The 21,680-nt window shown below is 64.9% G+C and carries 21 protein-coding genes and 1 tRNA gene; 11 read left to right on the top strand and 11 right to left on the bottom strand.

Translation table 11 applies throughout. The annotated features are described in order from the left end of the window. Window positions 1-228 precede the first annotated feature (228 nt). Window positions 229-675, bottom strand: a complete 447-nt coding sequence (locus G5C50_RS23415; RefSeq protein ID WP_165073382.1) for a hypothetical protein — start codon at window positions 673-675, stop codon at window positions 229-231. A 534-nt stretch (window positions 676-1,209) separates the two neighbouring features. On the opposite strand from G5C50_RS23415, the gene G5C50_RS23410 reads away from it, so the two are divergent. Continuing rightward, on the top strand, window positions 1,210-1,458 hold the full coding sequence (locus tag G5C50_RS23410; protein ID WP_165073381.1) for a hypothetical protein: 249 nt from the start codon (window positions 1,210-1,212) through the stop codon (window positions 1,456-1,458). A gap of 193 nt (window positions 1,459-1,651) precedes the next feature. Here the strand turns inward: G5C50_RS23410 and G5C50_RS23405 are convergent, their stop codons facing one another. The 4 genes from G5C50_RS23405 to G5C50_RS23390 all read right to left on the bottom strand — a co-directional run bounded on the left by G5C50_RS23405 (window position 1,652) and on the right by G5C50_RS23390 (window position 5,440). Then, a complete protein-coding gene (locus G5C50_RS23405) occupies window positions 1,652-2,098 on the bottom strand; it encodes a hypothetical protein (protein WP_165073380.1) in 447 nt (148 codons plus the stop codon). 227 nt (window positions 2,099-2,325) lie between these two features. Next, entirely contained in the window at window positions 2,326-2,637 is a 312-nt protein-coding gene (locus G5C50_RS23400; protein WP_165073379.1) for a hypothetical protein, read from the bottom strand. 281 nt (window positions 2,638-2,918) lie between these two features. After that, entirely contained in the window at window positions 2,919-3,215 is a 297-nt protein-coding gene (locus G5C50_RS23395; protein WP_165073378.1) for a hypothetical protein, read from the bottom strand. Window positions 3,216-4,078: 863 nt separating this feature from the next. Then, entirely contained in the window at window positions 4,079-5,440 is a 1,362-nt protein-coding gene (locus tag G5C50_RS23390) for an MFS transporter (protein WP_206107825.1), read from the bottom strand. A 227-nt stretch (window positions 5,441-5,667) separates the two neighbouring features. Between G5C50_RS23390 and G5C50_RS23385 the strand changes: the two genes are divergently transcribed. From G5C50_RS23385 to G5C50_RS23360, 6 genes are all read left to right on the top strand, one after another. Then, window positions 5,668-5,740 (top strand) — tRNA-Ala (locus tag G5C50_RS23385). A gap of 317 nt (window positions 5,741-6,057) precedes the next feature. After that, window positions 6,058-8,256, top strand: coding sequence for a DUF1549 and DUF1553 domain-containing protein (locus tag G5C50_RS23380; RefSeq protein WP_165073377.1), 2,199 nt, complete (start codon window positions 6,058-6,060; stop codon window positions 8,254-8,256). A gap of 50 nt (window positions 8,257-8,306) precedes the next feature. Continuing rightward, window positions 8,307-9,629 carry a DUF1501 domain-containing protein gene (locus G5C50_RS23375; RefSeq protein WP_165073376.1) on the top strand — a complete coding sequence of 441 codons (1,323 nt, stop codon included), beginning with the start codon at window positions 8,307-8,309 and terminating at the stop codon, window positions 9,627-9,629. Continuing rightward, complete coding sequence (locus tag G5C50_RS23370) at window positions 9,626-11,275, top strand: PPC domain-containing protein (protein WP_165073375.1); 1,650 nt, start codon at window positions 9,626-9,628, stop codon at window positions 11,273-11,275. Before G5C50_RS23375 ends, G5C50_RS23370 begins: the two co-directional genes overlap by 4 nt. Before the next feature lie 161 nt (window positions 11,276-11,436). Then, entirely contained in the window at window positions 11,437-12,450 is a 1,014-nt protein-coding gene (locus tag G5C50_RS23365) for a calcium-binding protein (protein ID WP_165073374.1), read from the top strand. A 369-nt stretch (window positions 12,451-12,819) separates the two neighbouring features. Beyond that, complete coding sequence (locus tag G5C50_RS23360) at window positions 12,820-13,839, top strand: calcium-binding protein (RefSeq protein ID WP_165073373.1); 1,020 nt, start codon at window positions 12,820-12,822, stop codon at window positions 13,837-13,839. Window positions 13,840-13,905: 66 nt separating this feature from the next. Here G5C50_RS23360 and G5C50_RS23355 read toward each other — a convergent pair whose 3' ends face one another. Further along, window positions 13,906-14,682: an amidohydrolase family protein gene (locus G5C50_RS23355; protein ID WP_165073372.1), complete on the bottom strand. Its 777-nt coding sequence runs from the start codon at window positions 14,680-14,682 to the stop codon at window positions 13,906-13,908. Continuing rightward, window positions 14,679-15,572 carry an amidohydrolase family protein gene (locus tag G5C50_RS23350; RefSeq protein ID WP_165073371.1) on the bottom strand — a complete coding sequence of 298 codons (894 nt, stop codon included), beginning with the start codon at window positions 15,570-15,572 and terminating at the stop codon, window positions 14,679-14,681. Before G5C50_RS23350 ends, G5C50_RS23355 begins: the two co-directional genes overlap by 4 nt. Before the next feature lie 125 nt (window positions 15,573-15,697). On the opposite strand from G5C50_RS23350, the gene G5C50_RS23345 reads away from it, so the two are divergent. Together G5C50_RS23345 and G5C50_RS23340 are read left to right on the top strand one after the other, a co-directional pair. Then, complete coding sequence (locus tag G5C50_RS23345; protein ID WP_165073370.1) at window positions 15,698-17,023, top strand: DegT/DnrJ/EryC1/StrS family aminotransferase; 1,326 nt, start codon at window positions 15,698-15,700, stop codon at window positions 17,021-17,023. A 102-nt stretch (window positions 17,024-17,125) separates the two neighbouring features. Beyond that, window positions 17,126-17,536, top strand: coding sequence for a Dabb family protein (locus G5C50_RS23340; RefSeq protein WP_206107824.1), 411 nt, complete (start codon window positions 17,126-17,128; stop codon window positions 17,534-17,536). A 15-nt stretch (window positions 17,537-17,551) separates the two neighbouring features. Here G5C50_RS23340 and G5C50_RS23335 read toward each other — a convergent pair whose 3' ends face one another. Both G5C50_RS23335 and G5C50_RS23330 read right to left on the bottom strand, forming a co-directional pair. Then, the gene (locus G5C50_RS23335; RefSeq protein WP_165073369.1) at window positions 17,552-17,962 is read right to left on the bottom strand and encodes an RrF2 family transcriptional regulator; all 411 of its coding nucleotides are present in this window, start codon (window positions 17,960-17,962) and stop codon (window positions 17,552-17,554) included. A 48-nt stretch (window positions 17,963-18,010) separates the two neighbouring features. Next, window positions 18,011-18,229 carry a hypothetical protein gene (locus G5C50_RS23330; protein WP_165073368.1) on the bottom strand — a complete coding sequence of 73 codons (219 nt, stop codon included), beginning with the start codon at window positions 18,227-18,229 and terminating at the stop codon, window positions 18,011-18,013. Window positions 18,230-18,510: 281 nt separating this feature from the next. Between G5C50_RS23330 and G5C50_RS23325 the strand changes: the two genes are divergently transcribed. After that, on the top strand, window positions 18,511-18,975 hold the full coding sequence (locus tag G5C50_RS23325; RefSeq protein WP_165073367.1) for a hypothetical protein: 465 nt from the start codon (window positions 18,511-18,513) through the stop codon (window positions 18,973-18,975). An 89-nt stretch (window positions 18,976-19,064) separates the two neighbouring features. Here G5C50_RS23325 and G5C50_RS23320 read toward each other — a convergent pair whose 3' ends face one another. Continuing rightward, the gene (locus G5C50_RS23320) at window positions 19,065-19,514 is read right to left on the bottom strand and encodes an RrF2 family transcriptional regulator (RefSeq protein ID WP_165073366.1); all 450 of its coding nucleotides are present in this window, start codon (window positions 19,512-19,514) and stop codon (window positions 19,065-19,067) included. A 226-nt stretch (window positions 19,515-19,740) separates the two neighbouring features. Here G5C50_RS23320 and G5C50_RS23315 point away from each other — a divergent pair, with 226 nt between their 5' ends. Continuing rightward, on the top strand, window positions 19,741-20,667 hold the full coding sequence (locus G5C50_RS23315) for a histone deacetylase family protein (RefSeq protein ID WP_165073365.1): 927 nt from the start codon (window positions 19,741-19,743) through the stop codon (window positions 20,665-20,667). Window positions 20,668-20,756: 89 nt separating this feature from the next. Here G5C50_RS23315 and G5C50_RS23310 read toward each other — a convergent pair whose 3' ends face one another. After that, a complete protein-coding gene (locus G5C50_RS23310) occupies window positions 20,757-21,614 on the bottom strand; it encodes a PEP-CTERM sorting domain-containing protein (RefSeq protein WP_165073364.1) in 858 nt (285 codons plus the stop codon). Between the last annotated feature and the right edge of the window lie 66 nt (window positions 21,615-21,680).

Genomic DNA, 21,680 nt, shown 5'->3' with positions numbered 1-21,680 from the left:
AAATTACCTAGTCAATCAGAGAATTTAGCAATGTCCCCTTTCCCCTTCCCCTAAATTACCTAGTCAATCAGAGAATTTAGCAATGTCCCCTTTCCCCTTCCCTTTCCCCTTCCTCCCCTTTTCTAGCAATGTCCCCTTTCCCCTTTCCTTTCCCCTTTTCTTTAGCAATGTCCCCTTTTCCCTTTTCCTCCCCCTTCGTCCCAACCCGGCTGGCACCCCTAGCTCAAGCTAGAAACCACGCTCAAGACCGTAGTATCTTGTAAATTCTTCAAATTCATCCCAGCACCATCCTTTAAACCCCCATTCGCCGACGCCATTTTTGACAAGATATTCGAGATACAGACATTCTCGTCTGTCTGACGTTGTCATAAGCTTGTCGTGGCTGAACAAAAATACTATAGCCTGAAATTTATTGTCTCGAGGGTCCTTCTCGACCGATGCGGCGAGACTTCCTTTCCATGACAACTTTACTCCGCCGGCAAAACATCCGTCGCTTTCTATGTCCAGCCCCGCCCACGTCTCCATGTGTTTACTGGCTGATGACAAAGCCCGGATAGGAGTGTCGAGGAATTCCGATAGTTTGCGAATCACATGCTCAACCACTGGAATCCAATCGTCCTTTAGATACGGCTGATCAATTCTATATTCGCCGATGAAACGATCTGCGTTGTTCACTGAAATAAGTCCTCGACTGCGAAGTAATCGTGATCTGTAGCCCACTTGTCTTTGACGCTCTTGCGATCTTTCCCGTCTCTAAGCCCGCAGGCTGTAATAAGCGCGTTTGGGTTATCCGCGTCTGCGATGACAACCGTCTCGTCTTTGTAAAAAACTATAACCGGATTGCCGTTGTTGTTTACGTCGACGTATATGCTCTCAGGGAGGGAACCAAGGGGACATTGCTGAATGCCACGAAGATAGTGCACAAAGCCTTCGGCGTGAACGACTTGTCGCGTCTTGAAGGCTGAGGGGGCCCGAGGGCATCCTGGCGGTTTCTCGAGGACGCACCGAGACGCCGCACGGAGCCCCCCCCATGCCGACTCGCATCTTCACCATCCTCGGCCGCCTGCGCCAAGACGCCGCCGCCGCGATCTCGCCGAGGACGATCGAGGCGGCTTGCAAGAAGGCGGGATATCGTTGGAGGGCTCGCAAGCTCGGGCCCGTGGAGACGATCTCGCTGTTCCTTCTGCAGGTCTTGCTGAGGAACACTTCGTGCCGGCATGTCGAGCGGCTCGGCGGTCAGGAGTTCAGCGACTCCGCTACTGCCAGGCTCGACGTCGCATCCCCCTGGCCGTCTTCCTCGGGCTCGTCGAAGGGGTGGCCGCGGCCGTCCGGGGGGCCTCGGAGGATCACCGCTGGCGGGGTCATCGGGTCTGGGTCGGCCTCCGCTGGTTGACCGGCATGACGGACGACGGCGACACGCCGAAACTGGTCGTCAACCCATGCCGCCGCGGCCGCTAGGAGCCGCGCGTCAAGAAACGCCGCCCCAAGCAGTACATGCGCATGACCAAGCCCCGGCGGGAACACCACGAAGATCTAATCCAGCAATGGTTTGCGGCTTAACTTCGTGGCATTCGCAATGTCCCCTTTTCTACCTCCCTTTTCTACCTCGAGATCCACCATCAAGTCGTCCGTGGGGAAGTACTAGCCTAAGCTAGACACCACGCTCAGGACCGCAGTATCTTGTAAATTCTTCAAATTCATCCCAGTACCATCCACTAAAATCCCATTCGCCGACGCCATTTTTGACAAGATATTCGAGATACAGACATTCTCGTCCGTCTGACGTTGTCATAAGCTTGTCGTGGCTGAACAAAAACACGATAGCCTGGAATTTATTGTCTCGAGGGTCTTTCTCGACCGTTGCGGCGAGACTTCCTTTCCATGACAACCTTATTCCGCCAGCAAAATGCCCGTCGCTTTCTATGTCCAGGCCCGCCCACGTTTCCATATGTTTACTGGCTGAGGACGAAGCCCGAATAGGAGTGTCGAGGAATTCTGATAGTTTGCGAATCACGTGCTCAACCACGGGAATCCATTCGTGCTTCACATACGGCCGATCAATTCTATACTCGCCGATAAAACGATCTGCGTTGCTCATGGGAATTAGTCCTCGACTGCGAAGTGATCTCGATCTGGGGGAGCCTGACGGGGACTGACAGACCTGACGGGGACATCCCTATTGCTCGCAGCCGACTACAGGCTTTGGGTAGGCTTGCCCGTGCTTTTCTGGCTGCCTCCTTACCGAAGGCTGAACTCCAGGCCAAGGCGTTCGGCGGTCTCCTGGGTTCAACGCTCGGAGCCGAACGGGCGGGCGCGACGGATCGATCACCGGATCGCATCAACTTCGGCCTCGGTCAGGGGTTGGTTGACGAATGACGGCCAATCGCCGAGGCGAAGTCGCTCGTCGGACGTGAGCTTCGGCAGGGTCTCGGCGGTGGCGACAGGGGTGCCGAGGCTCGACCAACGCCAATCCTCGGCCCGGTCGACAAGGCCGGCGCGGAGCGGGTTGCGCTCGACGTAACGAACGACTGTTACCAGGTGCTCGTCGTCCTGGATCGGGAACGCCTTGAACCGCCCTTGCCAGACGTGGCCGCTGTGGCCGTCGTGCCGCAGGTAACGCCGAACGTGCGTCGTCATCAGCCACTGCATCCAGCGCGATCGGATCGCGCATTGCCGCGATTCAGGACGTGGTAGAAGAACCCTCCTTGACTGATCCGCGCGGTTCGGGGCATCAGCGTCACTCCAGGCGCGAATTCCGCGGCGTCAGGCTCTCCATCTAAGCCAACGCCCGTTGAGGAATAAGGGCGTACCGCTCAGGCCGTCCGTTGAGGAGTCACAACGTCTCCTCCAGCTACCTGTCTCCGTCAGGCCTCGCGAGACCGTGAGCCGCCCGATAGTCCATCGTGTGTGAGGCGATCTCATCGTTTTGGGAGTTGCAAGGGTTCCGAGGGGTGGAATATTGCCCTTTCATAGGACTCGGCCGTCTTCTCCAAATACTCCGCTTCTTTCAACTCGTTGCGGACCATCTTGGCGGTCAACCCAGGAATCGCGGTTCGGTTCCGGGTCGTTTTGGCCTGTCCCCTCAACGATTCCGCCATCCCCCGATACATCGCAGCCCGATTTGCGAGTTCGAACGCCCTCCAAGCTGATGAGAGACCGCAAACGGCGGCCACCACCGCAATCAAGATGAGCATTCGCTTGATCGAGAACCGCATCGCCAACCTCCCTCCGACATCCCATACTCCCTCCTCACTTGCTTTCATTCCAACGAAAAGGTCCAGCCCTCGACAGGGGACCGGAAGTCTTCGGGGTCAAACAGAGGTATCGGTGCAGGCTGGCCCCCCCCCAGGACGCCCTACCGGGGAACTCAGACAAAATCCGGCGCCACCAGCCACGCGCCGAAGGTCGCCACCGTGGACATCCCCGGCAAAATCGACCTCACCATCCCCGACGCCTCAGCCGGATGATCCCAGGCCCCTGATTCCTCACCAGTCGGCGAAAGGAATGGCGTGTTAGGAGTAGATTCTCTGTAGTGGAGGTCGCTGACGGGTGATCTTTGGCAACTCGGTGGGGTTGAGGAAGGACGGCGGCCCAAGGGCTGGAACGTTGCGCGGACGCAGCCGATGCAGGGCGATCGTGGGAGCGGAGATCCTATGCCCAGGCGGATTGACTCGATGGCCACTCGAAGTCGTTGCCCCGTGAAAGCAAGGGCCGCAGGTTGGATTTCTCGCCGAACGAAGCCGCCGAGCGCCATCGCCGGAAATGTCTGTGAAAACACAGCTTGTGATCACAGCCAGGGCTCATCGCGAGGTCGAACGAACCCAAAGTCGAACCCGATCAGCAAGGAGGCCGAAGGCGCTGTCGAGGTCGAACGGAGGGTCGCTCGGTTCGGCCGAGCATCCTGTCGAGAGAGTGCGAGGACTCTCCGAAAAATGCGCGAACGAAGCCGCCGGGACCGTCGATCGCAACAGGTTTCCGCCAGAGCACTTACGCCTGATAAGACAGAGCGGCCGTCGGAGCGAACGAACCGAAATCGCCGGGGTCAGGTTCTCGAACGGGTGAAGTTCGGCCGCCCGAGTCACGCCGTCTCTCTCAGGGCCGGGGGTGAGGCCATGACGGCGGCGACTTCGTCTGGTCGATCGCTGGGAAGGATCCCGAGCTTCTTGTAGAGGGGTCGGGCATGGCGTCGAAGCCTCGGCAGTTGGGTGGCGAACGTCAGGCCGCCGGCCATGACGACGAGTCCCGCCCCCAGGACGACGGGTCGGGATCCGTACCGTCCGGCCAGCCATCCGCCCAGCAGGCTGCCGAACGGGGCCACGCCCTGGAAGGCCATCCCGTAGAAGCCCATGACCCGGCCTCGCTTGTCCTCGTCGACCATCGTCTGGATCAGGGTGTTCGTCGCCGCCATGTGGGCCATCATCCCCGCCCCGACGGCCGCGATCAGGACGGCCGACAGCCAGACCGAGCTGGACTGAGAAAACCCGAGGAGGCCAAGGCTCAGGACGAGCGTCGCCCCGACGACGACCCGACCCAGGCCCAGCACGGAGGGTCGCGAAGCCAGATACAGAGCCCCGGCGAGAGCCCCGCAACCCTGGGACGCCGAGAGCAGGCCGAGCGTATAAGGCCCGCCGCCGAGCACCCTCGCGACGAAGACCGGCATCAGGACCGACTGGGGCATCGTGGCGAAGCTGACCTGGGCCAGCAGCAGAAGCAATGCCCGGATCGGCGGGAACCCGAAGGCGTATCGCGCCCCCTCGGTCAGACGGCCGAAAACCGAACCAGTCGCTGGCGGGCGAGGCTTCGGGGTGAGTCGCATCGCCAGCAGGGCCGCGACCACGCCGACGTAGCTGATCGCGTCGATCGCAAAGCACCAGGCCTCGCCGACGAGGGCGATTACCATCCCGGCCAGCGCCGGCCCGACCAGCCGCGCCCCGTTGACCAGCGAGGAGTTCAAAGCGATCGCGCTGGGAAGGTCCTCGCGACGGCCGACCATCTCGATCATAAGCGACTGACGAGCGGGCATGTCGAAGGCGTTGATCGCCCCCTGGGCCAGGCTGAGCGCCACGACCAGCCCGATCATGATCGAGCCCGATCCCCCGTGGAAGGCAACCCCCGCCAGCGCAGCCGACTGCAGCAGCGACAGGATCTGAGTCACGACCAGAACGCGATGCCGGTCCCAGCGATCAACGAAAACCCCGGCCACGGGCCCAAGGAAGAACGTCGGGGCGAGGCCCGCAAAACCGACGACCCCGAGCAGCCAGGGAGCGTCTCCCCCGGCGAGCCGGTAGATCAGCCAACTCGTCGCCAGGCGGGTCATCCAGGTGCCGACCAACGATACGCCCTGGCCGGCGAAGAAGAGCCGGTAGTTCCGGTTCGCGAACGCCCGGCCCATCGTCCTCCACCGCGGGCCACTCTCGGACTCCATGCCCCTCAACGCCATCAACGACCTCCTCCAACGGAAAGCGACCGCCCGCGACTGTGACCCGAGGGATTATAGGAAAGCGCTCTCGCATCCCCCCATTCCGGCGGTTATACTCCGAACGTCGTGCACGCCCGATGCACGGACCGCCTGTCGCACTTGCACGATCCCCGTGCAAAACCAGCGACGGCCCCGGCCTCCGGGAAGTCCCACTCGGGCGTCGCAACGGCAACATCCCAAAGGATTTCGGGGCGGTAGCTCAATTGGGAGAGCGCAGCGTTCGCAATGCTGAGGTTGAGGGTTCGATCCCCTTCCGCTCCACTTAACTCCAAAACGACGTACGTCGCATCCCACCCTTCCCTCGTCGCCCCCCCCTACTGCAGCCGACGAGTGAACTCTGGCGCAACGCCATTCCGACCAGGCCACGATCGGTCGTTCCATACAATCACTCCAGGCCGAACTGCGTTCGCGTCCTTCTCCACAGCAGCTAACCCTGTGAGAGGCCGCCGGCTTTCGTTCGAGACGCTCACGCCAGGCCAGTTGAACGTCGAATAATTGTTGAAGAAGCCCTGAAACTCGGGTACAACGAGCACGAGTCGGGAAACAGGTGAGTGCCGAAATTCCTTGAGGCGATCGGGATGCGTTCTGCGATCCTAGGGCTTGTGTTGATCGCCGGGATGAGCGGCCTGACCGGGGTCGTGGGGGGTGCGGAACCTCCGGGGCCCATCACGTTCGAGCGTCAGGTCGAGCCGATCTTAACTAGGGCCGGCTGCAATTCCGGGCCCTGCCACGGCAAGGCGAGCGGCCAGAACGGGTTCATGCTGTCGCTCCAGGGCTTCGACCCGTCGTTCGATTTCGCCGCCATCTCACGCGAAGCCGGCGGCCGTCGAATCCTCCGCTCCGATCCCGAGGGCAGCCTCTTCCTTCAGAAGGCGACCGCCGAGATCCCGCACGGCGGAGGCCGTCGGATCGACCCCGACAGCGCCTTCTACAAAACGCTGCGCCGGTGGATCGCCGACGGTCTCCCTCGAACCCCGGCTGACGCGCCGAAGCTCGTCCGGGTGAGCGTCGAGCCGACCGAGCGGACGCTGAAGCCCGAAGAGTCGTTCGGCGTTCGGGCGATCGCCCACTTCTCCGACGGATCTACCGAGGACGTCACGCCGCTGGCGACCTTCGGGTCGAGCGAGGCGACGGCCGTCGCGGTTGATGCTCAGGGCCGGGTGCGGGCCGGCAAGCTGGCCGGCGAGGCCACCATCTCGGCGCGTTACGAGGGCCTCTTCGCCAACTGCGACGTCTTCGTCCCACTCGCCGGCGAGGTCGCCGCGTCCGAGTACGAGGCTTTCCCCCGTCGGAGTTTCATCGACGACCTCGCCCTGGCCAAATGGAAGAAGCTCGGCCTGACCCCCTCGGCCGTCGCGGGCGACGCCACGTTCCTGCGGCGAGCCTTCCTCGACGTGATCGGCCGCCTGCCGACGCCCGACGAGGCCCGGGCGTTCCTCGACGACCCATCCCCGGAGAAGCGAGCCCAACTGGTCGACCGGCTACTGGAGCGGCCCGAGTACGCCGATCACTGGGCGACGAAGTGGATGGACCTCCTCCGGCCAAACCCCTACCGGGTGGGGATCAAGGCGGTCTTCAACCTGGACGGCTGGATCCGCGACGCCTTCCGGAAGAACCTCCGCTACGACGAGTTCGTGCGGCAGATCGTCACCGCCCAGGGCAGCTCGTTCGAGCAAGGCCCCAGCACGATCTTCCGCGACCATCGCGAGCCGATCGAGATCGCCCCGGTGATGAGCCAGCTCTTCCTGGGCATCCGACTGGATTGCGCCAAGTGCCATCACCATCCGTTCGAGTCGTGGGGGCAGGACCAGTTCTACGAGTTCGCCGCCTTCTTCACCCGGATCGGGCGCAAGGGGACGGGGCTCTCGCCGCCGATCTCGGGGAGCGAGGAGATCGTCTTCACGGCCAAATCGGGAGAGATCAAGCACCCGCTGACGGGTGCCGTCCTGCCTCCGAAGCCCCTGTTCGGCGAAGCTCCGGGCGCCTCGGACCCGGCGAAGGATCCCCGCGAAGTCCTGGCCCGCTGGATGACCTCGCCGGACAATCGGTACTTCGCGAAGGTGATGGCCAATCGCGTCTGGGGAGACCTGATGGGCATCGGGATCGTGGACCCCGTCGACGACATCCGGGCCACGAACCCGCCCAGCAACGGCCCGCTGCTCGACGCCCTCGCGGACGACTTCCGCGAGCACGGCTATGACGTGAAACACCTGATCCGAACCATCATGGCCTCGACGGTCTACGGCCTCTCCTCCGAGCCCAACGAGCGGAACGCCGCCGACGTCCGGAACTTCTCCCGCCATTACCGGCAGCGGTTGAGGGCCGAGACAATGCTGGACGCCGTCGTCGACGTGACCGGCATCCCCGACTCGTTCGACGCGTCGCCCCCGCGCAGTCGGGCCTCGACGACCTGGACCAACCGCATCCCCTCGCTCTTCCTCGACACGTTCGGCCGTCCCGACATGAACCAGGATCCCCCCTGCGAGCGCACGAGCGACACGGCCGTCGTCCAGGCGTTGCACCTCATGAACGCCCCCAACCTCCACGAGAAGCTGACGTCGGACGAAGGACGTGTCGCGACCCTCGCGAAGAGCGAGGCGAAACCTGATGCGATCGTCGAGAAACTCTACCTGCTCGCGTACAGTCGACGCCCCACCGCAGAGGAGGCCAGCATCGCCGTAAGCCTCTTCAACGAGCCCAAGAAGGATCGCCGCGCCGCGGTCGAAGACCTCCTCTGGGCGCTGCTGAACTCCCCCGAATTCGTCTTCAAGGACTGAGCCGCGACCCGGTCCGCTCGACGTCCCCTCCCCCGTCCGAGGCGAGAACGATGGCGACACTCAGGAACTGCGAATCCAACACGACCCGCCGCGACTGCCTTCGGCTTGGCCTGGGCGCCCTGATGGGGGGCGGACTCGTCGACGCTCTGCGGTCCCGCAGCCTCGCTGCTGGCTCGGGCGCACGGCCGACGAGCTGCATCCTGGTCTGGATGGACGGCGGCCCCAGTCATTACGAGACGTTCGACCCCAAGCCGAACGCCCCCGCCGAGGTCCGCGGCGAGTTCTCGGCGATCGAGACCTCGGTCCCGGGCATCCGGTTTGCGGAGCCGATGAAGCGGCTGGCGGCGATCGCCGATAAGCTGGCGATCATCCGATCCATCCGCCACGATCAGGGGAACCACGGGGCGGGCAATCATTACATGATCACCGGAGCCCCGCCGCGCATCCCCGTCGGCTGCGGCGCCTTCGTCAGCTTCCACCCCAGCATGGGCTCGGTCGCCGCCCATGAGCGCGGGGCCGGCGGCGGCTTGCCGCCTTATTTCTCGATCCCCAGCATGACGCGGTCGGGCGGGCCGAACTTCCTGGGGGCGAAGTACGCCCCGTTCGTCGTCCCCGACGACCCAAGCTCCGAACGCTTCCGCGTCCGCGACGTCTCGCCGCCGGGCGGACTCGAAGTAACCCGGGTCGACGATCGCCGCAGCCTCCGCGAACGCCTCGATCGGTTCAAGCGGTTCGCCGACAAGTCGACAGCCGACCCGGCCCTCGCGCTCGACGAATACTACCACCAGGGCTATGAGCTGATGGGTTCTCCCCTGGCCCAGCGCGCGTTCGACGTCTCGCAGGAAGACCCTCGCGTCCGCGACCACTACGGCCGCAGCTCGTTCGGCCAGCGCTGCCTGCTCGCCCGCCGGCTCGTCGAGGCCGGCGTGCCGTTCATCACCCTGAACGAAGGCGGCTGGGACCACCACATCGGGATCTTCGACGGCTTCAAGAAGCGGATGCCCGTCTTTGAAGGAGCGATCGCCGCGCTCATTCAGGACCTCGACCAGCGAGGCCTGCTAGATTCCACCCTGGTCGTCGTACTCGGCGAGTTCGGACGGACGCCGAAGATCAACAAGGACGCCGGGCGAGACCACTGGTCGAACGCCATGTCCGTCCTCATGGCCGGGTGCGGCACGCCAGGAGGCCAGGTCGTCGGATCGACGGACGCCTACGGCTACGCCGCCAGCGAGCGCGTCCTGTCTCCGGAGAACTTCGTGGCCACGATCTACGCGAAGCTTGGCATCGATCCGGGCAAGATCCTCCACACCCCCGCCGGTCGCCCTACCTTCCTCGTCTCCGACCCCACGCCGATCCGGGAGTTGATGGGATGAGCCGGCCTCGTCTCCTCGCCTCGCTGCTCGCACTCGTTTTGCTCGCCTCGCTTAACCGACCTTTGAAGGCCAAGCCTCCCACGCTCACCGGGCTGTTCCCCCCCGGAGCCGCTCGAGGCCAGTCGGCTTCCGTGACCATGTCCGGGACGTTCGACCACTGGCCGGTGAAATGCTGGGTCGACGGCGAAGGGCTTTCGGTTGCAGCGACGGAGAAGAAAGGCGTCCTCTCGATCGTCGTCGCGCCCGACGCCGCTCCCGGCGTGCGCTGGCTGCGCGTCTACGACCAGGACGGGGCGACAAGCCTCCGGCCGTTTATCGTGGGCGCCTTGCCCGAGACGGCCGAGGCGGAGCCCAACGACGACCCGAGACGGCCCCAGAAGCTCAGCGAGCCCCGCACTACCATCAACGGCCGGCTCGCCAGGCGGGGTGACGTCGACGGCTTCGCGGTCGACCTGAAAGCCGGTGCGACGCTCACGGCGGACGTCGAGGCCGCCCGTTCTCTCGGCTCACCGATGGACGGCGTGCTCCAGGTCGTCTCGGCCGATGGGTTCGTGCTGGCTCAGAACGACGACGCCGGCGGTCTCGACCCGCGGATCGTCTTCGACGCGCCTTCAGACGGAACCTACATCGTCCGGCTCTTCGCCTTCCCGGCGAAGCCGGACAGCAGCATCCGATTCGCCGGCGGCGACGACTACATCTATCGGCTCACCCTCACGACCGACGGATTCATCGACCACGCCTTCCCGCTCGCCGTACCGCGCGAGAGCCTGGCCGTGGTCGCCGCCGAGGGACCGAACATCCCCCGTTCCGGGCCCTTCTCCGTCCTCGTCGCCTCTCCCGGCGTCCCCGATCGCATCGCCCTGACGCATGCCCCCCTGGCCGGGGCCGCCGAGGTGCGGCGAGTCTCGGGCCCACTGGCGGTCGAGGCCGAGATTAACGAGCCAGATCATCCCCAGACCCTCAACGACCTCGCCTCGGTCTCCGGCCGGATCGACCCGCCGGGGGATCGGGACGCCTATCGGATCGGCCTGAAGAAGGGGGAGACCCGTCGCTTCCGGCTGGAGTCGCGCGCGTTCGGTCTTCCGCTGGACGCTGTCTTGTCGATCCTCGGGCCGACTGGCGAGGTGCTGGCCGAGACGGACGACGTCGGCGAGTCCAAGGATCCGGAGTTGAGGTTCTCCCCCAAGGAAGACGGCGAGTTCCGGGTGGTCGTCCGCGACCTGCACGATCGAGGGGGACCGAGATTCGCCTACCTCCTCAGCGTGGTTCGGTCGACCCCTGATTTCAGTCTGACGCTGGCGAACGACGTGTTCGAAGTCGCTCACGGCAAGGAAACCAAGGTCGTCGTGACGATCGACCGCAAGGGCGGATTCGGCGGCGAGATCGAACTGCAAGCCGAAGACCTTCCCGCCGGCGTCGAGGTCAAACCGGTCTCGTCGGCGGCTTCCGGCGACTCGGCGAAGAAGGCGACGCTGGAAATCCGCTCCCAAGGCGAGGCCGCCTCCGGACCATTCCGCATCGTCGGGCGAGCCCGCGGAGACGGCGGGTTCGAGCGGACGGCCCGAGCCAAGATCGCGGACTTCGAGATCGAGACGGAACGCCCCTGGCTCACAATCCTCCCCGCCCCTCCCCAATCGAAGCCCTGAGCCGACGACCCTCTCGACTTATTTCCCCCGGCTGTGTCCGGCGGGCCCCCGAATGGTGATAACCCGGCGTCGGACCGTTCTGTCGCGATGCGAGGCGTCGCGAGGCGGGCTGAAAGCCGGGTCCCGAGAGGGCCGCCCGTGGGCGGCCGGGAGAGTCACCAATGGGCAAGCGATCCTTCCGTCCGTCCCTCACCGCCCTTGAAGGCCGCGTCGTCCTCTCCGCCGACACCGTCCTGAGCGCCTCGATCCAGTCGTACTCCAACGGCGACCGCTACATCGTCGTCGACGGGTCCGACTACGACGACACCATCCAGGTGCTCAACTACCAGCCGGGGTACAACGGCTCGATCACCCTCAAGCTGGAGAAGTGGTCCAACGGCGTAAAGCTCTCCTCCTCAACCGCCACCTACCACGCCGGCTCCAGCCACTCCTTGAGCACCACGTCGCCGTTGTCGATCCAGGCGAAGGGGGGCAACGACACGATCATCAACAACACCTCCGCGCCGATGTACGCCGACGGCGGCGACGGCAACGACTGGTTCTACGGCGGCACCTCCCGCGACTACATCAATGGCGGGAACGGCAACGACACCATCTATGGCAACGCGGGCGACGACTACCTCGACGGCGGCGCCGGCAACGACACCATCCGCGCCGGTTCGGGCAATGACACCGTCTACGGCGGCGACGGCAACGACTTCCTCGACGGCGAGTCGGGCAATGATTCCGTGCTCGGCATGGGAGGGGATGACACCGTCTACGGCGGCGACGGCAACGACTACGTCGACGGCGGCTCGGGGAACGATTATCTCTCCGGCGGGGCCGGCAACGACAACCTGTACGGATACGCGGGGAACGACACACTCTCCGGCGACGCCGGCGACGACAAGCTCTACGGCGGCGACGGCGACGATTACCTCTACGGCGGCGACGGCAACGACCAGCTCCGCGGCGAGGCCGGCTACGACCGCCTCTACGGCGGCAACGGCAACGACTACCTCGACGCCGGCTACCGCATCGGCGGGAGCATCGACTACGGCGAGTACCTCCAAGGGGGCGCTGGGGCCGACACCTTCGTCCGCCACAAGAGCGTCTTCAGCTTCGACGACATCGATTACTTCAGCGACTACAACAGCGGCCAGGGCGACACCACCGAGACCAACTGGCACTGGTGATCCAATCGATCGTCGTGCCGGGGCCACACCTCCCCGACCCGACGAGGGCCCCCCTTTCGGAGCCGTCTTGCGAGGCTCCGCATCACGATTTCCGATCGGGCCCGGCCCCGGAATCGGCCCCTGCAGGAACGTCTCGCCCCGGCCGCCTCGGCCGGCGACGAGATCGTCCTCGGGGAGCCGATTTCGTCGTGCGCGCAGGCCGTCAAAAGAGCCATCGTTTCATTTACGCTTTTTAATACCGATTCCGTGTCCGATGGCGACGGGGGTGGTGATAACTCGGCGTCGCCCGACCGGTCGTGACGCGAAGCGTCGCGGGGAAGGGTGGGCCAAGGTCCTGAAAGGCCGCCGCGAGCGGCAAGGGAAATCACCATGAGCAGGTCTTCGCGTCGGTCCTATCGCCCCTCCCTGACGGCCCTCGAAGGTCGCGTGGTCCTCTCCGCCGATACCGCTCTGAGCGCCTCGATCCAGGCTTATTCCAACGGCGATCGCTACATCTCCGTCGACGGCTCGGACTACGACGACACGATCCAGGTCCTCAACTATCAGCCGGGCTACAACGGCTCGGTGACGCTTAAGCTGGAGAAGCGGTCGGGCGGCGTCCTGCTCTCGTCGACGACCCAGACGTTGAGCGTCGGCTACAGCTACAGGCTCAGCTCGTCCTCCCCGCTGTCGATCCAGGCGAAGGGGGGCAACGACACGATCATCAACAACACTTATGCTCCGATGTACGCCAACGCCGGCGACGGCAACGACTGGATGTCCGGCGGCTCGGGCCGCGACACCCTGATCGGCGGCAATGGCAACGACACCCTCTACGGCAACGGCGGCTCCGACGTCCTCGACGGCGGGTCGGGGAACGACTACCTCTTCGGCGGCGCCGACGCAGACTCCATGTACGGCGGCTCCGGCGCCGACTACATGGACGGCGGTTCGGGCAACGACTCGATGTACGGCCAGGACGGCAACGATTCCATGTACGGCGGCGACGGCAACGACTACATGGACGGCGGCAACGACAACGACTACCTCACCGGCAACTGGGGCGACGACCGGATGTACGGGGGCAACGGCAACGACACCCTCGACGGCAGCTATGGCAACGACTACATCGAGGGGAACGGCGGCGACGACTACCTCTACGGCGGCGACGGCAACGACGACCTCCGCGGCGGCGACGGCCGGGACCGCCTCTACGGCCAGAACGGCAACGACCGCCTCGACGCCGGCTTCCGCACCGGCAGCCTCGACTACGTCGAATACGTCTACGGCGGCGCCGGCGCCGACAAGTTCATCCGTCACAAGAGCGTCTTCAGCTACGACGACCAGGACGTCTTCGGCGATTACAGCAGCTCCCAGGGCGACACCACCGAGAACGACTGGCACTGGTGATCGCTTCGCAGTCGCCGACGGGCCGGGGAGACGTAATCTCTCCGGCCCGTTTCGCGCGCTCCGACGTCAGCCGTCGAGTCCGAGCCAGGCGGCGGCGTTGCCCCAGGCGATCTTCGCCTTGTCCGCGTCGGAGGCTCGCAGGATCTCCAGTTTGAGCAGCCCGGCGTCCGGGTAGTGGAGTGGCATGCCCGTGCCGAACGCCAGCCGATCGGCCCCCAGGTTGGAGACGAGCCGGCCGATCTCATCGGTCAGGACCGAGTCCATCCGGGAGATCTCGATCAGGTAGTTCGCCGGCAAGGCGTCCTTGCGACCGAGCGGGCCGTTCGCATATCCCGCACCGTTGAGGAGCATGAACCGGGCCGCCGGCCGCGCAGCGACCAGCTTCGCGACGTCTGCGAGGGGGACCTCGGGCACGTCGACGAGCCAGCTCTGGTTGCGGACGTCCTCCACTCGCATCGGGATCGAGATCACCATTCCCATCGCCGTCGCCGCGTCGACCAGCTCCAGGCAGATCGAGTCGCCCAGTGCATACCCGTGCCACGCGGGATAAATCCGCAGGCCACGAAATCCCAGGGTGCGGCAGGCTTCCAGGTCGTCGCGCCAACCCGCGTACGCCGGATTGATCACGGCGAATGGGATCAAGCGTCCGCCATGCGGCTTGATCTCCGCGGCGAGCGCCTCGTTGGCCGTCTGAGTATTGCGGTAGGTGATGGCGAGGGCGCTGGAGACGATCGCCCGGTCGATCCCCTTGGCTGCCATCAGCGCCGCCAGCCCGGCGGCCGTATCGTGTCGCAGGGCCCGAAAGGCGAAAGGCCCGATGTAGGCATTGACGTCGAGGATCATCGCTTCTTTCCCGCCAGAATCTTCGCCATGTTGGCGCCCATGATTTTCGCCCTGTCCTCCGTGGAGAGGTCGGCGCCGCGCATCCGTCCCACGCTCGTGGTCATCGACGAGTCGCATGCGAAAAGAAGCCGATCCGCGCCAATCACGCGGACCGCCATCTCGATCACGGCGTCGTCCGGGACGCTGCCGCTGGTGTCGAGAAACACCGAGGGGGAGTGACGCAGGGCCTTGATGGTCCACTCCCAGTCGCCGCCGCCGCAGATGTGGGCGCAGATCAGCTTGGCCTCAGGGTAGCGAGCGGCCAGCTCGGCGATCCTGCCGCCGTCGGAGATGCGAGGCTGGCCGGGGAGCGGATGATGAGCGTGCCCGGCGTGCTGGAGGATCGGGACGCCGAACTCGATGGCCGCCTCGATCACCGGGAAGACGATGGGGTCGGTGCAGAAGTATTCGTTGTAGAGCTTCACGCCGATAAAACCCAGGTCGCCCACGCAGCGGCGGACCTCGTCGACGGCCTCAGCCCCGCACCCTGGATTGACGTAGCAATAACCCAGGACTCGCCCGGGAAACCGCTTCATCGCGTCGAGCATCCAACGGTTGCACTCCCGGAAACCGTCGGCGGTCGACGGACGCTTCGGGGTCAGGATCGAGCAGCAGAGGCGGTCAATTCCGAGTCGATCGGCCGCGTCGATCAGGGCTCGATCGTCGGCCTCCCACGAATCCCGCGAGCGGTGATTCAGATGGGCGTGGGCGTCGATCACCCCGGAAGCCGGCTCGGCCGCGACGGATCGCTCCACGGTCGACGCAGTCAGCCCGCCCAGGGCGGCGAGCGACGCCGAACGCGTCAGGAACGAGCGCCGCGAGGAGGTTTCAGGATCTGGGAGTTCGGTCATGGCCTCGTCTCGATCGGATCGCGATTACGGGTGCGGCGCGGGGCCGCAGTCGGTAGGATCAGGCTAGACGACGAGGCTCGCCCTATCAAGCCGCCCCTGAACCATCGACGGGAGTTCAATCGCCCATGAGACGCGACGAGCCGGCCGGGAAATTCTCCACCACCCGCCGCGACGTCCTCGCCTCGGCGGGGGCCCTGGCAGCCGGCGGGCTGGCCGGTTCCGCGAGAGCGACATCGCCCGAGGCGCTGGCCGTCGACGGCGGTCGACCCGCCGTCTCCATCCCGACCTCGAAGCACGCCGACGCCTTTCGCTGGCCGCTCTACGGGCCCACCGAGGAGGCCGCCGTCCTGGACGTCCTTCGGAATCCGGGTTACGGTCCGATCGACGATCTGGAGCGGGACTGGCGCGAGCATTTCGGCGTCTCGTACGCCAAGGCCCACTGCAACGGCACCAGCGCCATCGCCGCGATGTTCTTCGCGCTGAACCTCCCGCCGGGCGCCGAGGTCCTCGTCCCCAGTTACACGTTCTTCGCGTCGATCGTGCCGATGCGGCTGTTCGGCCTCGTCCCCGCGTTCGTCGACGTGAACCCGCGGACCCTCAACTTCGACCTCGACGACGCCCGCCGCCGGCTCACCCCCAATGTCCGGGCGATGATGCCCGTGCACTGGATGGGACTTCCCTGCCCCATGGACGATGTCTCGGCCTTCGCCCGCGAGCACGGTCTGGCTCTGCTGGAAGACGTCGCCCATGCACCAGGAGCAGCCTACCGAGGCAAGCCGCTCGGGGCCTGGGGCCGGATGTCGATCTTCAGCTACCAGACCACCAAGCCGCTCCCCGCCATGGAGGGGGGCATGGGGATGTACCAGGATCGCGCCGACTACGAGCGGGCGACGTCTTTCGGCCATTCCGACATTCCCGCGAAGTTCCCCGCTGACAGCCCCTATCGCCGCTACGCCGGTACGGGGCTGGGGCTGAAGCTCCGGATGAACCCGATGGCCGCAGCCCTGGCCCGTGCGCAGCTCGCCGGCCTGGACGCGCGGAACACCGCGGGCACGGCGCAGGTCCGTCGCCTGAACGACCGCATCGCGCAGCTCCCGGGGCTCGTCGAGCCTCCCTGCCCGGCCGACGCCCGCCGGATCTACTACGCGAACAACATCCTCTTCCTGGACGAATCCAAGGCCGGCGCAAGCCGCGCCGCGATCGTCAAGGCGCTCCAGGCCGAGGGGGTCAAGGCCCGGGAGCATCGCTACCCGCTCCAGCACAAGATGCCGCTCTACGCCGAGGCCGAATGGTGGCACCACAAGCCCCTCATCCCCGACCTCGCGGGGACCGAGGAGGCCAATCGAACCGCGATCGCCCTCCCCTACTTCACGTCCGAGGTCCCCGAGTTGGTCGACCAGTACGCGCAAGCGTTCGAGAAAGTCTGGGCCCACCGCGACAAGCTCGCGTAAGCCCGCCGCGTCCGGCTTGCGGCCGACCTTCGGGGGGATCATCATGGCTCCCGAAGGGGCGTCGCCGATGCCCTCCGAAATGCGACGAACGGGAGACGAGCCATGATGAAAGCGCTTTGCATCGCGACGTTGCTGCTGACCGGAGCCGCCCTGGCCTACCCGGCGTTCGCCTCTTCGGGCGCGGGAAGCGCAGAGGGTTCGCCGCTGGCCCACATGGTCTTCTTCACGCTCAAGGACCACTCGAAGGAGGCCGTCGACGCCTTCGTCAAGGACTGCGAGACCTACCTGACCAAGCACGAGGGATGCGTGTCGTTCTCGGTCGGCCGTCGCGCTGAGGACGTCGAGGAAGGCCCGAGCGTGAAGGACTTCGACGTCGCCCTGCACGTCGTCTTCGCCGATCGCAGCTACCGCGACAAGTACCTGGCCAACAAGCGTCACGACGACTTCGTCGCCGCCATCAAGTCCAAGATCGAGAAGGTCCGCGTCTTCGACTCGTACCTCGTCAAGCCCTGAAAAACCTGCCCGATTTCAGATCGTCCAGTCGGGCGTCCTGCCCTGTGTGGCGAGATGAGCGATGCTGGTGCGGTCCAGGATGTCCACCTGAGACGCCCGGAGCCGCTCCCAAAGCCTGGCCAGCGAGTGAGGCGTGGACCGTCGCGCCGGCCGTTCGTGAAATTCCTCGCCGTCGATCACGCGGAGGACGTCTCCCAGAGAGATCTCCGCGGGATCGCGGGCGAGGCGATATCCGCCTGAGGAACCTCGCGTACTGACCACGAGCCCAGCCCCTCTCAGGCTGATGAGGATCTGGGTCAGGAAGGTCTCGGGAATATCCTGCGCGTCGGCGATCTCGCGGATCGGCACGGGCCGGTCGCCGTCATGACGGTCGGCCAGGGCGATCAGCGCGAGGCACGCGTACTCCGCCTTAGCCGATATCCTCACGAGTTCCCTCCTGGAATACGCCTCACGTCGACGACAACTCCCTGACCGTCAGTTCATACAGGGTTCAAGCATCTTCTGAAAACGCGAAGGCCCGGTCATCGCCAGCGCCTGCTCGTAAGCCAACCGGTACATCGCCGCCCAGGGGCTGCCCACCATGAAGCCACCCGCGACCGGCGTAAACGAAGCAGCGACAGGCTCATACGTCGAGGCAGCGGCCTGAGCAACCGACACGGACGAGGAGGCGAGCGTCCAGGAGATTCGAGACATGACTAAAAGCCTCAGTGGAGGATCGGTCGGGACTTCCACTCCATAATTACCATTCCTATCGTCATTGTCAAGTTTAATCCTGAGTTTTCCCGTCATCTTTATCGGATATCGCCCTCGGAATACTACGCGAGCCGATCAGGCTTATCGAGAAGGTCATGATACATCAAAGTTCTTTGATGAATTATGTTGCTCCGGGCAGCCGTGTTTAGTAACTGTATGGGAGTGCCGAGGCGGACGAACCGCCCCGAGGATCGATGGACTCTCATCCGGGGAGCTTGCCGATGACCACGATGATGATGGACCGTGGCGCGATGGGAATGAACATGGGGATGGGGATGAACATGGGGATGCCGACCGGCTCCGCCATGCCGACGACGCCCCAGTGGATGATGGTTCCCCGGTGCACCATCACGATGATGAAGTGCGACGGCGGTATGAAGATGGTCTGCAAGTGCGACGACGCGACGTCGGCGACGATGATGCAGAACCTCTGCACGATGATGGCCGGCGGGATGTGCTCCTGCTGCATGATGATGAACGGCATGATGATGTGCTGCTGCAACATGGCGATGGCCATGTGCAAGTGCGAGCCCACCGCCGACGGCGTCTGCATCACCTGCACCAGCGGCGACGCCGAATGCTGCAAGATGATCCAGGCCTGCTGCGACTGCATGACCGCCATGATGAAGTCGGGCTGCGTCTGCTGCGTCTGCATGAACGGAATGCCCGTCTGCTGCTCTTGCTGAGCGGACGGACTTCCCCCTTCGAAACGCCGACGCCGTCACGACCGCCTCCCTGGGGCGATTCGCAACGGCGTCGCTGAGCGCGCGGCGGTTCAGATCGTCCAGTCGGCGACGTAGACGAAGCCCAGGTCTCGGTTCTCCTTGACCAGGTCGGCGAACGTGGTCTGGTCGACGACGTCGGCGATGGCCTGGCGGACGCGGCCCCAGAAGCCGAAGAAGGGGCAGTGGCCGGGGTACTCGCACTCCTTGGGGCGCGACTGGCTGACGCAGTCGACGGGGGCGACCGGGCCGTCGATGAACCGGATGACCTGGCCGATCGTCAACTCCTCGGGATTCTTGGCAAGGAGGTAGCCCCCTTCCGCACCCCGGCGGCTGTTGACGAATCCCCCTCCCTTGAGTTGGTTGAGGATCGCCTCCAGGAACTTGATCGGGATGTGTTGCTTCTCGGCGATCTCGCCGGCCTTCATCGGTGCGGAGCCGCGATACTCGGAGAGGGCGTAGATAGCCCGTAACGCGTAGTAACACTTGGCCGATACGGTCATTCCAGCGCTCTTGATGGCTCCGGTCCCGCCGCGCCGGCCGACCTCCGACCGTCGCCGCCCGAACCTCTCGGTCTCGCCCCGCCTCCATTCTACCTCCCCCCTCGACGAGCGAGAATCCCCCGATCCAAATCGGGAACATCGAGATAATGGGGATGGCAGGGAATAGGATCAGAGTCGCCGAACAAGGCAACTCGCTTTCCCCGGGTCGATCCTTCCGAGCCGACGCATGGTCCCGATCGTCTACCACCCTCGCTATAACCTGACGGCCTTCGGGCTGGAGCGACGGCATCCGTTCGACGGCCGGAAATACCGGCGAATCCACGACGCCCTCATCGCGCGCGGGATACGACGCGCCGGGGATTTCGTCGTGCCCAGGCCGGTGGATCGCGACGAACTTCTGAAGGTGCACGCGCCAGAGTACCTCCGATCGACGCGGAATCCCGAGGCGCTCGCGAAGAGCCTGGAGATTCCCATCCTGCGACGGTTGCCGGGATGGACCCTCGACTGGCGGATCCTCGCCCCAATGAGATATGCGACGGGCGGGACGATCCTGGCGTGCCGGTTGGCCCTGGAGGAGGGGATGGCCATCAACCTCGGCGGCGGATTCCACCATGCGGCCGCTGAGTGGGGCGGCGGATTCTGCGTCTACGCGGACGTCCCACTCGCGGCGCGGCTGCTTCGAGACGAGGGGAAAGTGGAGAAGGTCCTCGTCGTCGATCTCGACGCCCACCAGGGGAACGGAACCGCCTCGATAATCGGTCCCTGGAAGTGGGCCGAGATCTTCGACGTGTTCGAGACCGCCGTCTTCCCTCCCGTGAAGGAGCTCGAGGACCATCCCCGACCGCTCCCGTCCGGAGTCATCGGGCAGGAGTACCTCGACGTCGTCCGCGACTCCCTGCCCCGCATCCTCGACGACTTCCGCCCCGATTTGCTCGTCTACAACGCCGGCTCCGACCCGTTCGAGGGCGACCCGTTGGCCCACCTCCGACTCTCCGCCGAGGACCTGGTCGACCGCGACCTGCTCGTCGTCACCGAGGCCCGCGAACGCGGCGTACCTGTCGCGATGGTCCTCTCGGGAGGATACGCATCGACTTCCTGGAAGATCCACGCGGACACCGTGGAGGCTCTCGCGACGAGGTTCGACCGAGGCTGACGCCCACGCCAGAAACGCCGATGCGAGGCGTCGCCGGGGAGCGTAGAACCCCGACGACGCCCTCGTGAAAGTCGGCCTTGCAATCAGGATCAGCGCGAACGGCGACGGCGAACAGCCTCGGCCAGGCCGCAGGCGCCGGCGATCAGTGAGAGAGCCACGCTGGAGGGCTCGGGGACGACCTCGAAATTGTAGGTCGTGGACACGCCGTCGAACCCGATCTTGATGTCGTCGACCGCACCGATGAATTGGCCGTTCCAGCCCGAGCCGACGCCCGAGTTGATACCGGTGACGTAGTATCCCGACAGGAGGCTCTTCCAGTCCGAGATCGTCTTCAGCCCGGCGATCGGATCGGCGGCGCCGGGGATGCTTCCATTGGCCCAGAACAGACCGGTTCCGCCGGCGAAAGCGTCGCTCGTATGCCAGACGTCCGTCGTGACCGCCACGCCGTTGTAGGTCGGCTCCCAGACCAGATAGCCGCTGTTCGTACCGTTGCTCACGTAGATCCGAAGGCTCGGAGCCTGGACGGCCGAGTTCGTGCTGGCGCTGGAGCGATACCAGTCGTACGCCAGGGCCGTCAGGCTCGAGAGCGAGCCCAGCGAAACGCCCGACGCGACGAAGCTCCCCAACGCAATGTCGGCCTTGCCGACGCCCGTGGGGCTGTTCGAATTGAAATACACCGATCCGTCGCCGTCGTGCGCGAAGGTCGTGTTGACGCCGATCGTCGTCTGCTGCCGAAGATTGTCGTACTTCCAGCCCGACGAGCCGATGGGGATGGTCAAATTGGTGGTCGGCGGGTAGGGGTCGGTGTTGGTGTACGAGTCGCCCGGGAAGCCGTTGTTGGCGTAGACGATCACCGTACTGTCGGCGAGCACCCCGCGCCCGCAGGTCAGAACCAAAGCGGCGGCCCAAAGCGCAGCGCGACCACGCGAAAGCGATCCCATTCGCATGCTTAACCCTCGTTTTTGAAGATGCCTGCACGAACAACAGGTGGGAAATCCCCCGCTCCAACCAAC

It is taken from the genome of Paludisphaera rhizosphaerae (genome assembly GCF_011065895.1).
Taxonomy (GTDB): domain Bacteria; phylum Planctomycetota; class Planctomycetia; order Isosphaerales; family Isosphaeraceae; genus Paludisphaera; species Paludisphaera rhizosphaerae.
This window is presented reverse-complemented; position numbering and strand designations above follow the sequence as displayed.

What these genes read in the sequence shown, in the direction of transcription:
- G5C50_RS23405 (WP_165073380.1), bottom strand. Translation starts at nt 2,098, where the DNA reads ATGAGCAACGCAGATCGTTTTATCGGCGAGTATAGAATTGATCGGCCG.
- G5C50_RS23400 (WP_165073379.1), bottom strand. Translation starts at nt 2,637, where the DNA reads ATGACGACGCACGTTCGGCGTTACCTGCGGCACGACGGCCACAGCGGC.
- G5C50_RS23395 (WP_165073378.1), bottom strand. Translation starts at nt 3,215, where the DNA reads ATGCGGTTCTCGATCAAGCGAATGCTCATCTTGATTGCGGTGGTGGCC.
- G5C50_RS23390 (WP_206107825.1), bottom strand. Translation starts at nt 5,440, where the DNA reads ATGGCGTTGAGGGGCATGGAGTCCGAGAGTGGCCCGCGGTGGAGGACG.
- G5C50_RS23380 (WP_165073377.1), top strand. Translation starts at nt 6,058, where the DNA reads ATGCGTTCTGCGATCCTAGGGCTTGTGTTGATCGCCGGGATGAGCGGC.
- G5C50_RS23375 (WP_165073376.1), top strand. Translation starts at nt 8,307, where the DNA reads ATGGCGACACTCAGGAACTGCGAATCCAACACGACCCGCCGCGACTGC.
- G5C50_RS23370 (WP_165073375.1), top strand. Translation starts at nt 9,626, where the DNA reads ATGAGCCGGCCTCGTCTCCTCGCCTCGCTGCTCGCACTCGTTTTGCTC.
- G5C50_RS23365 (WP_165073374.1), top strand. Translation starts at nt 11,437, where the DNA reads ATGGGCAAGCGATCCTTCCGTCCGTCCCTCACCGCCCTTGAAGGCCGC.
- G5C50_RS23360 (WP_165073373.1), top strand. Translation starts at nt 12,820, where the DNA reads ATGAGCAGGTCTTCGCGTCGGTCCTATCGCCCCTCCCTGACGGCCCTC.
- G5C50_RS23355 (WP_165073372.1), bottom strand. Translation starts at nt 14,682, where the DNA reads ATGATCCTCGACGTCAATGCCTACATCGGGCCTTTCGCCTTTCGGGCC.
- G5C50_RS23350 (WP_165073371.1), bottom strand. Translation starts at nt 15,572, where the DNA reads ATGACCGAACTCCCAGATCCTGAAACCTCCTCGCGGCGCTCGTTCCTG.
- G5C50_RS23345 (WP_165073370.1), top strand. Translation starts at nt 15,698, where the DNA reads ATGAGACGCGACGAGCCGGCCGGGAAATTCTCCACCACCCGCCGCGAC.
- G5C50_RS23340 (WP_206107824.1), top strand. Translation starts at nt 17,126, where the DNA reads ATGATGAAAGCGCTTTGCATCGCGACGTTGCTGCTGACCGGAGCCGCC.
- G5C50_RS23330 (WP_165073368.1), bottom strand. Translation starts at nt 18,229, where the DNA reads ATGTCTCGAATCTCCTGGACGCTCGCCTCCTCGTCCGTGTCGGTTGCT.
- G5C50_RS23325 (WP_165073367.1), top strand. Translation starts at nt 18,511, where the DNA reads ATGACCACGATGATGATGGACCGTGGCGCGATGGGAATGAACATGGGG.
- G5C50_RS23320 (WP_165073366.1), bottom strand. Translation starts at nt 19,514, where the DNA reads ATGACCGTATCGGCCAAGTGTTACTACGCGTTACGGGCTATCTACGCC.
- G5C50_RS23315 (WP_165073365.1), top strand. Translation starts at nt 19,741, where the DNA reads ATGGTCCCGATCGTCTACCACCCTCGCTATAACCTGACGGCCTTCGGG.
- G5C50_RS23310 (WP_165073364.1), bottom strand. Translation starts at nt 21,614, where the DNA reads ATGCGAATGGGATCGCTTTCGCGTGGTCGCGCTGCGCTTTGGGCCGCC.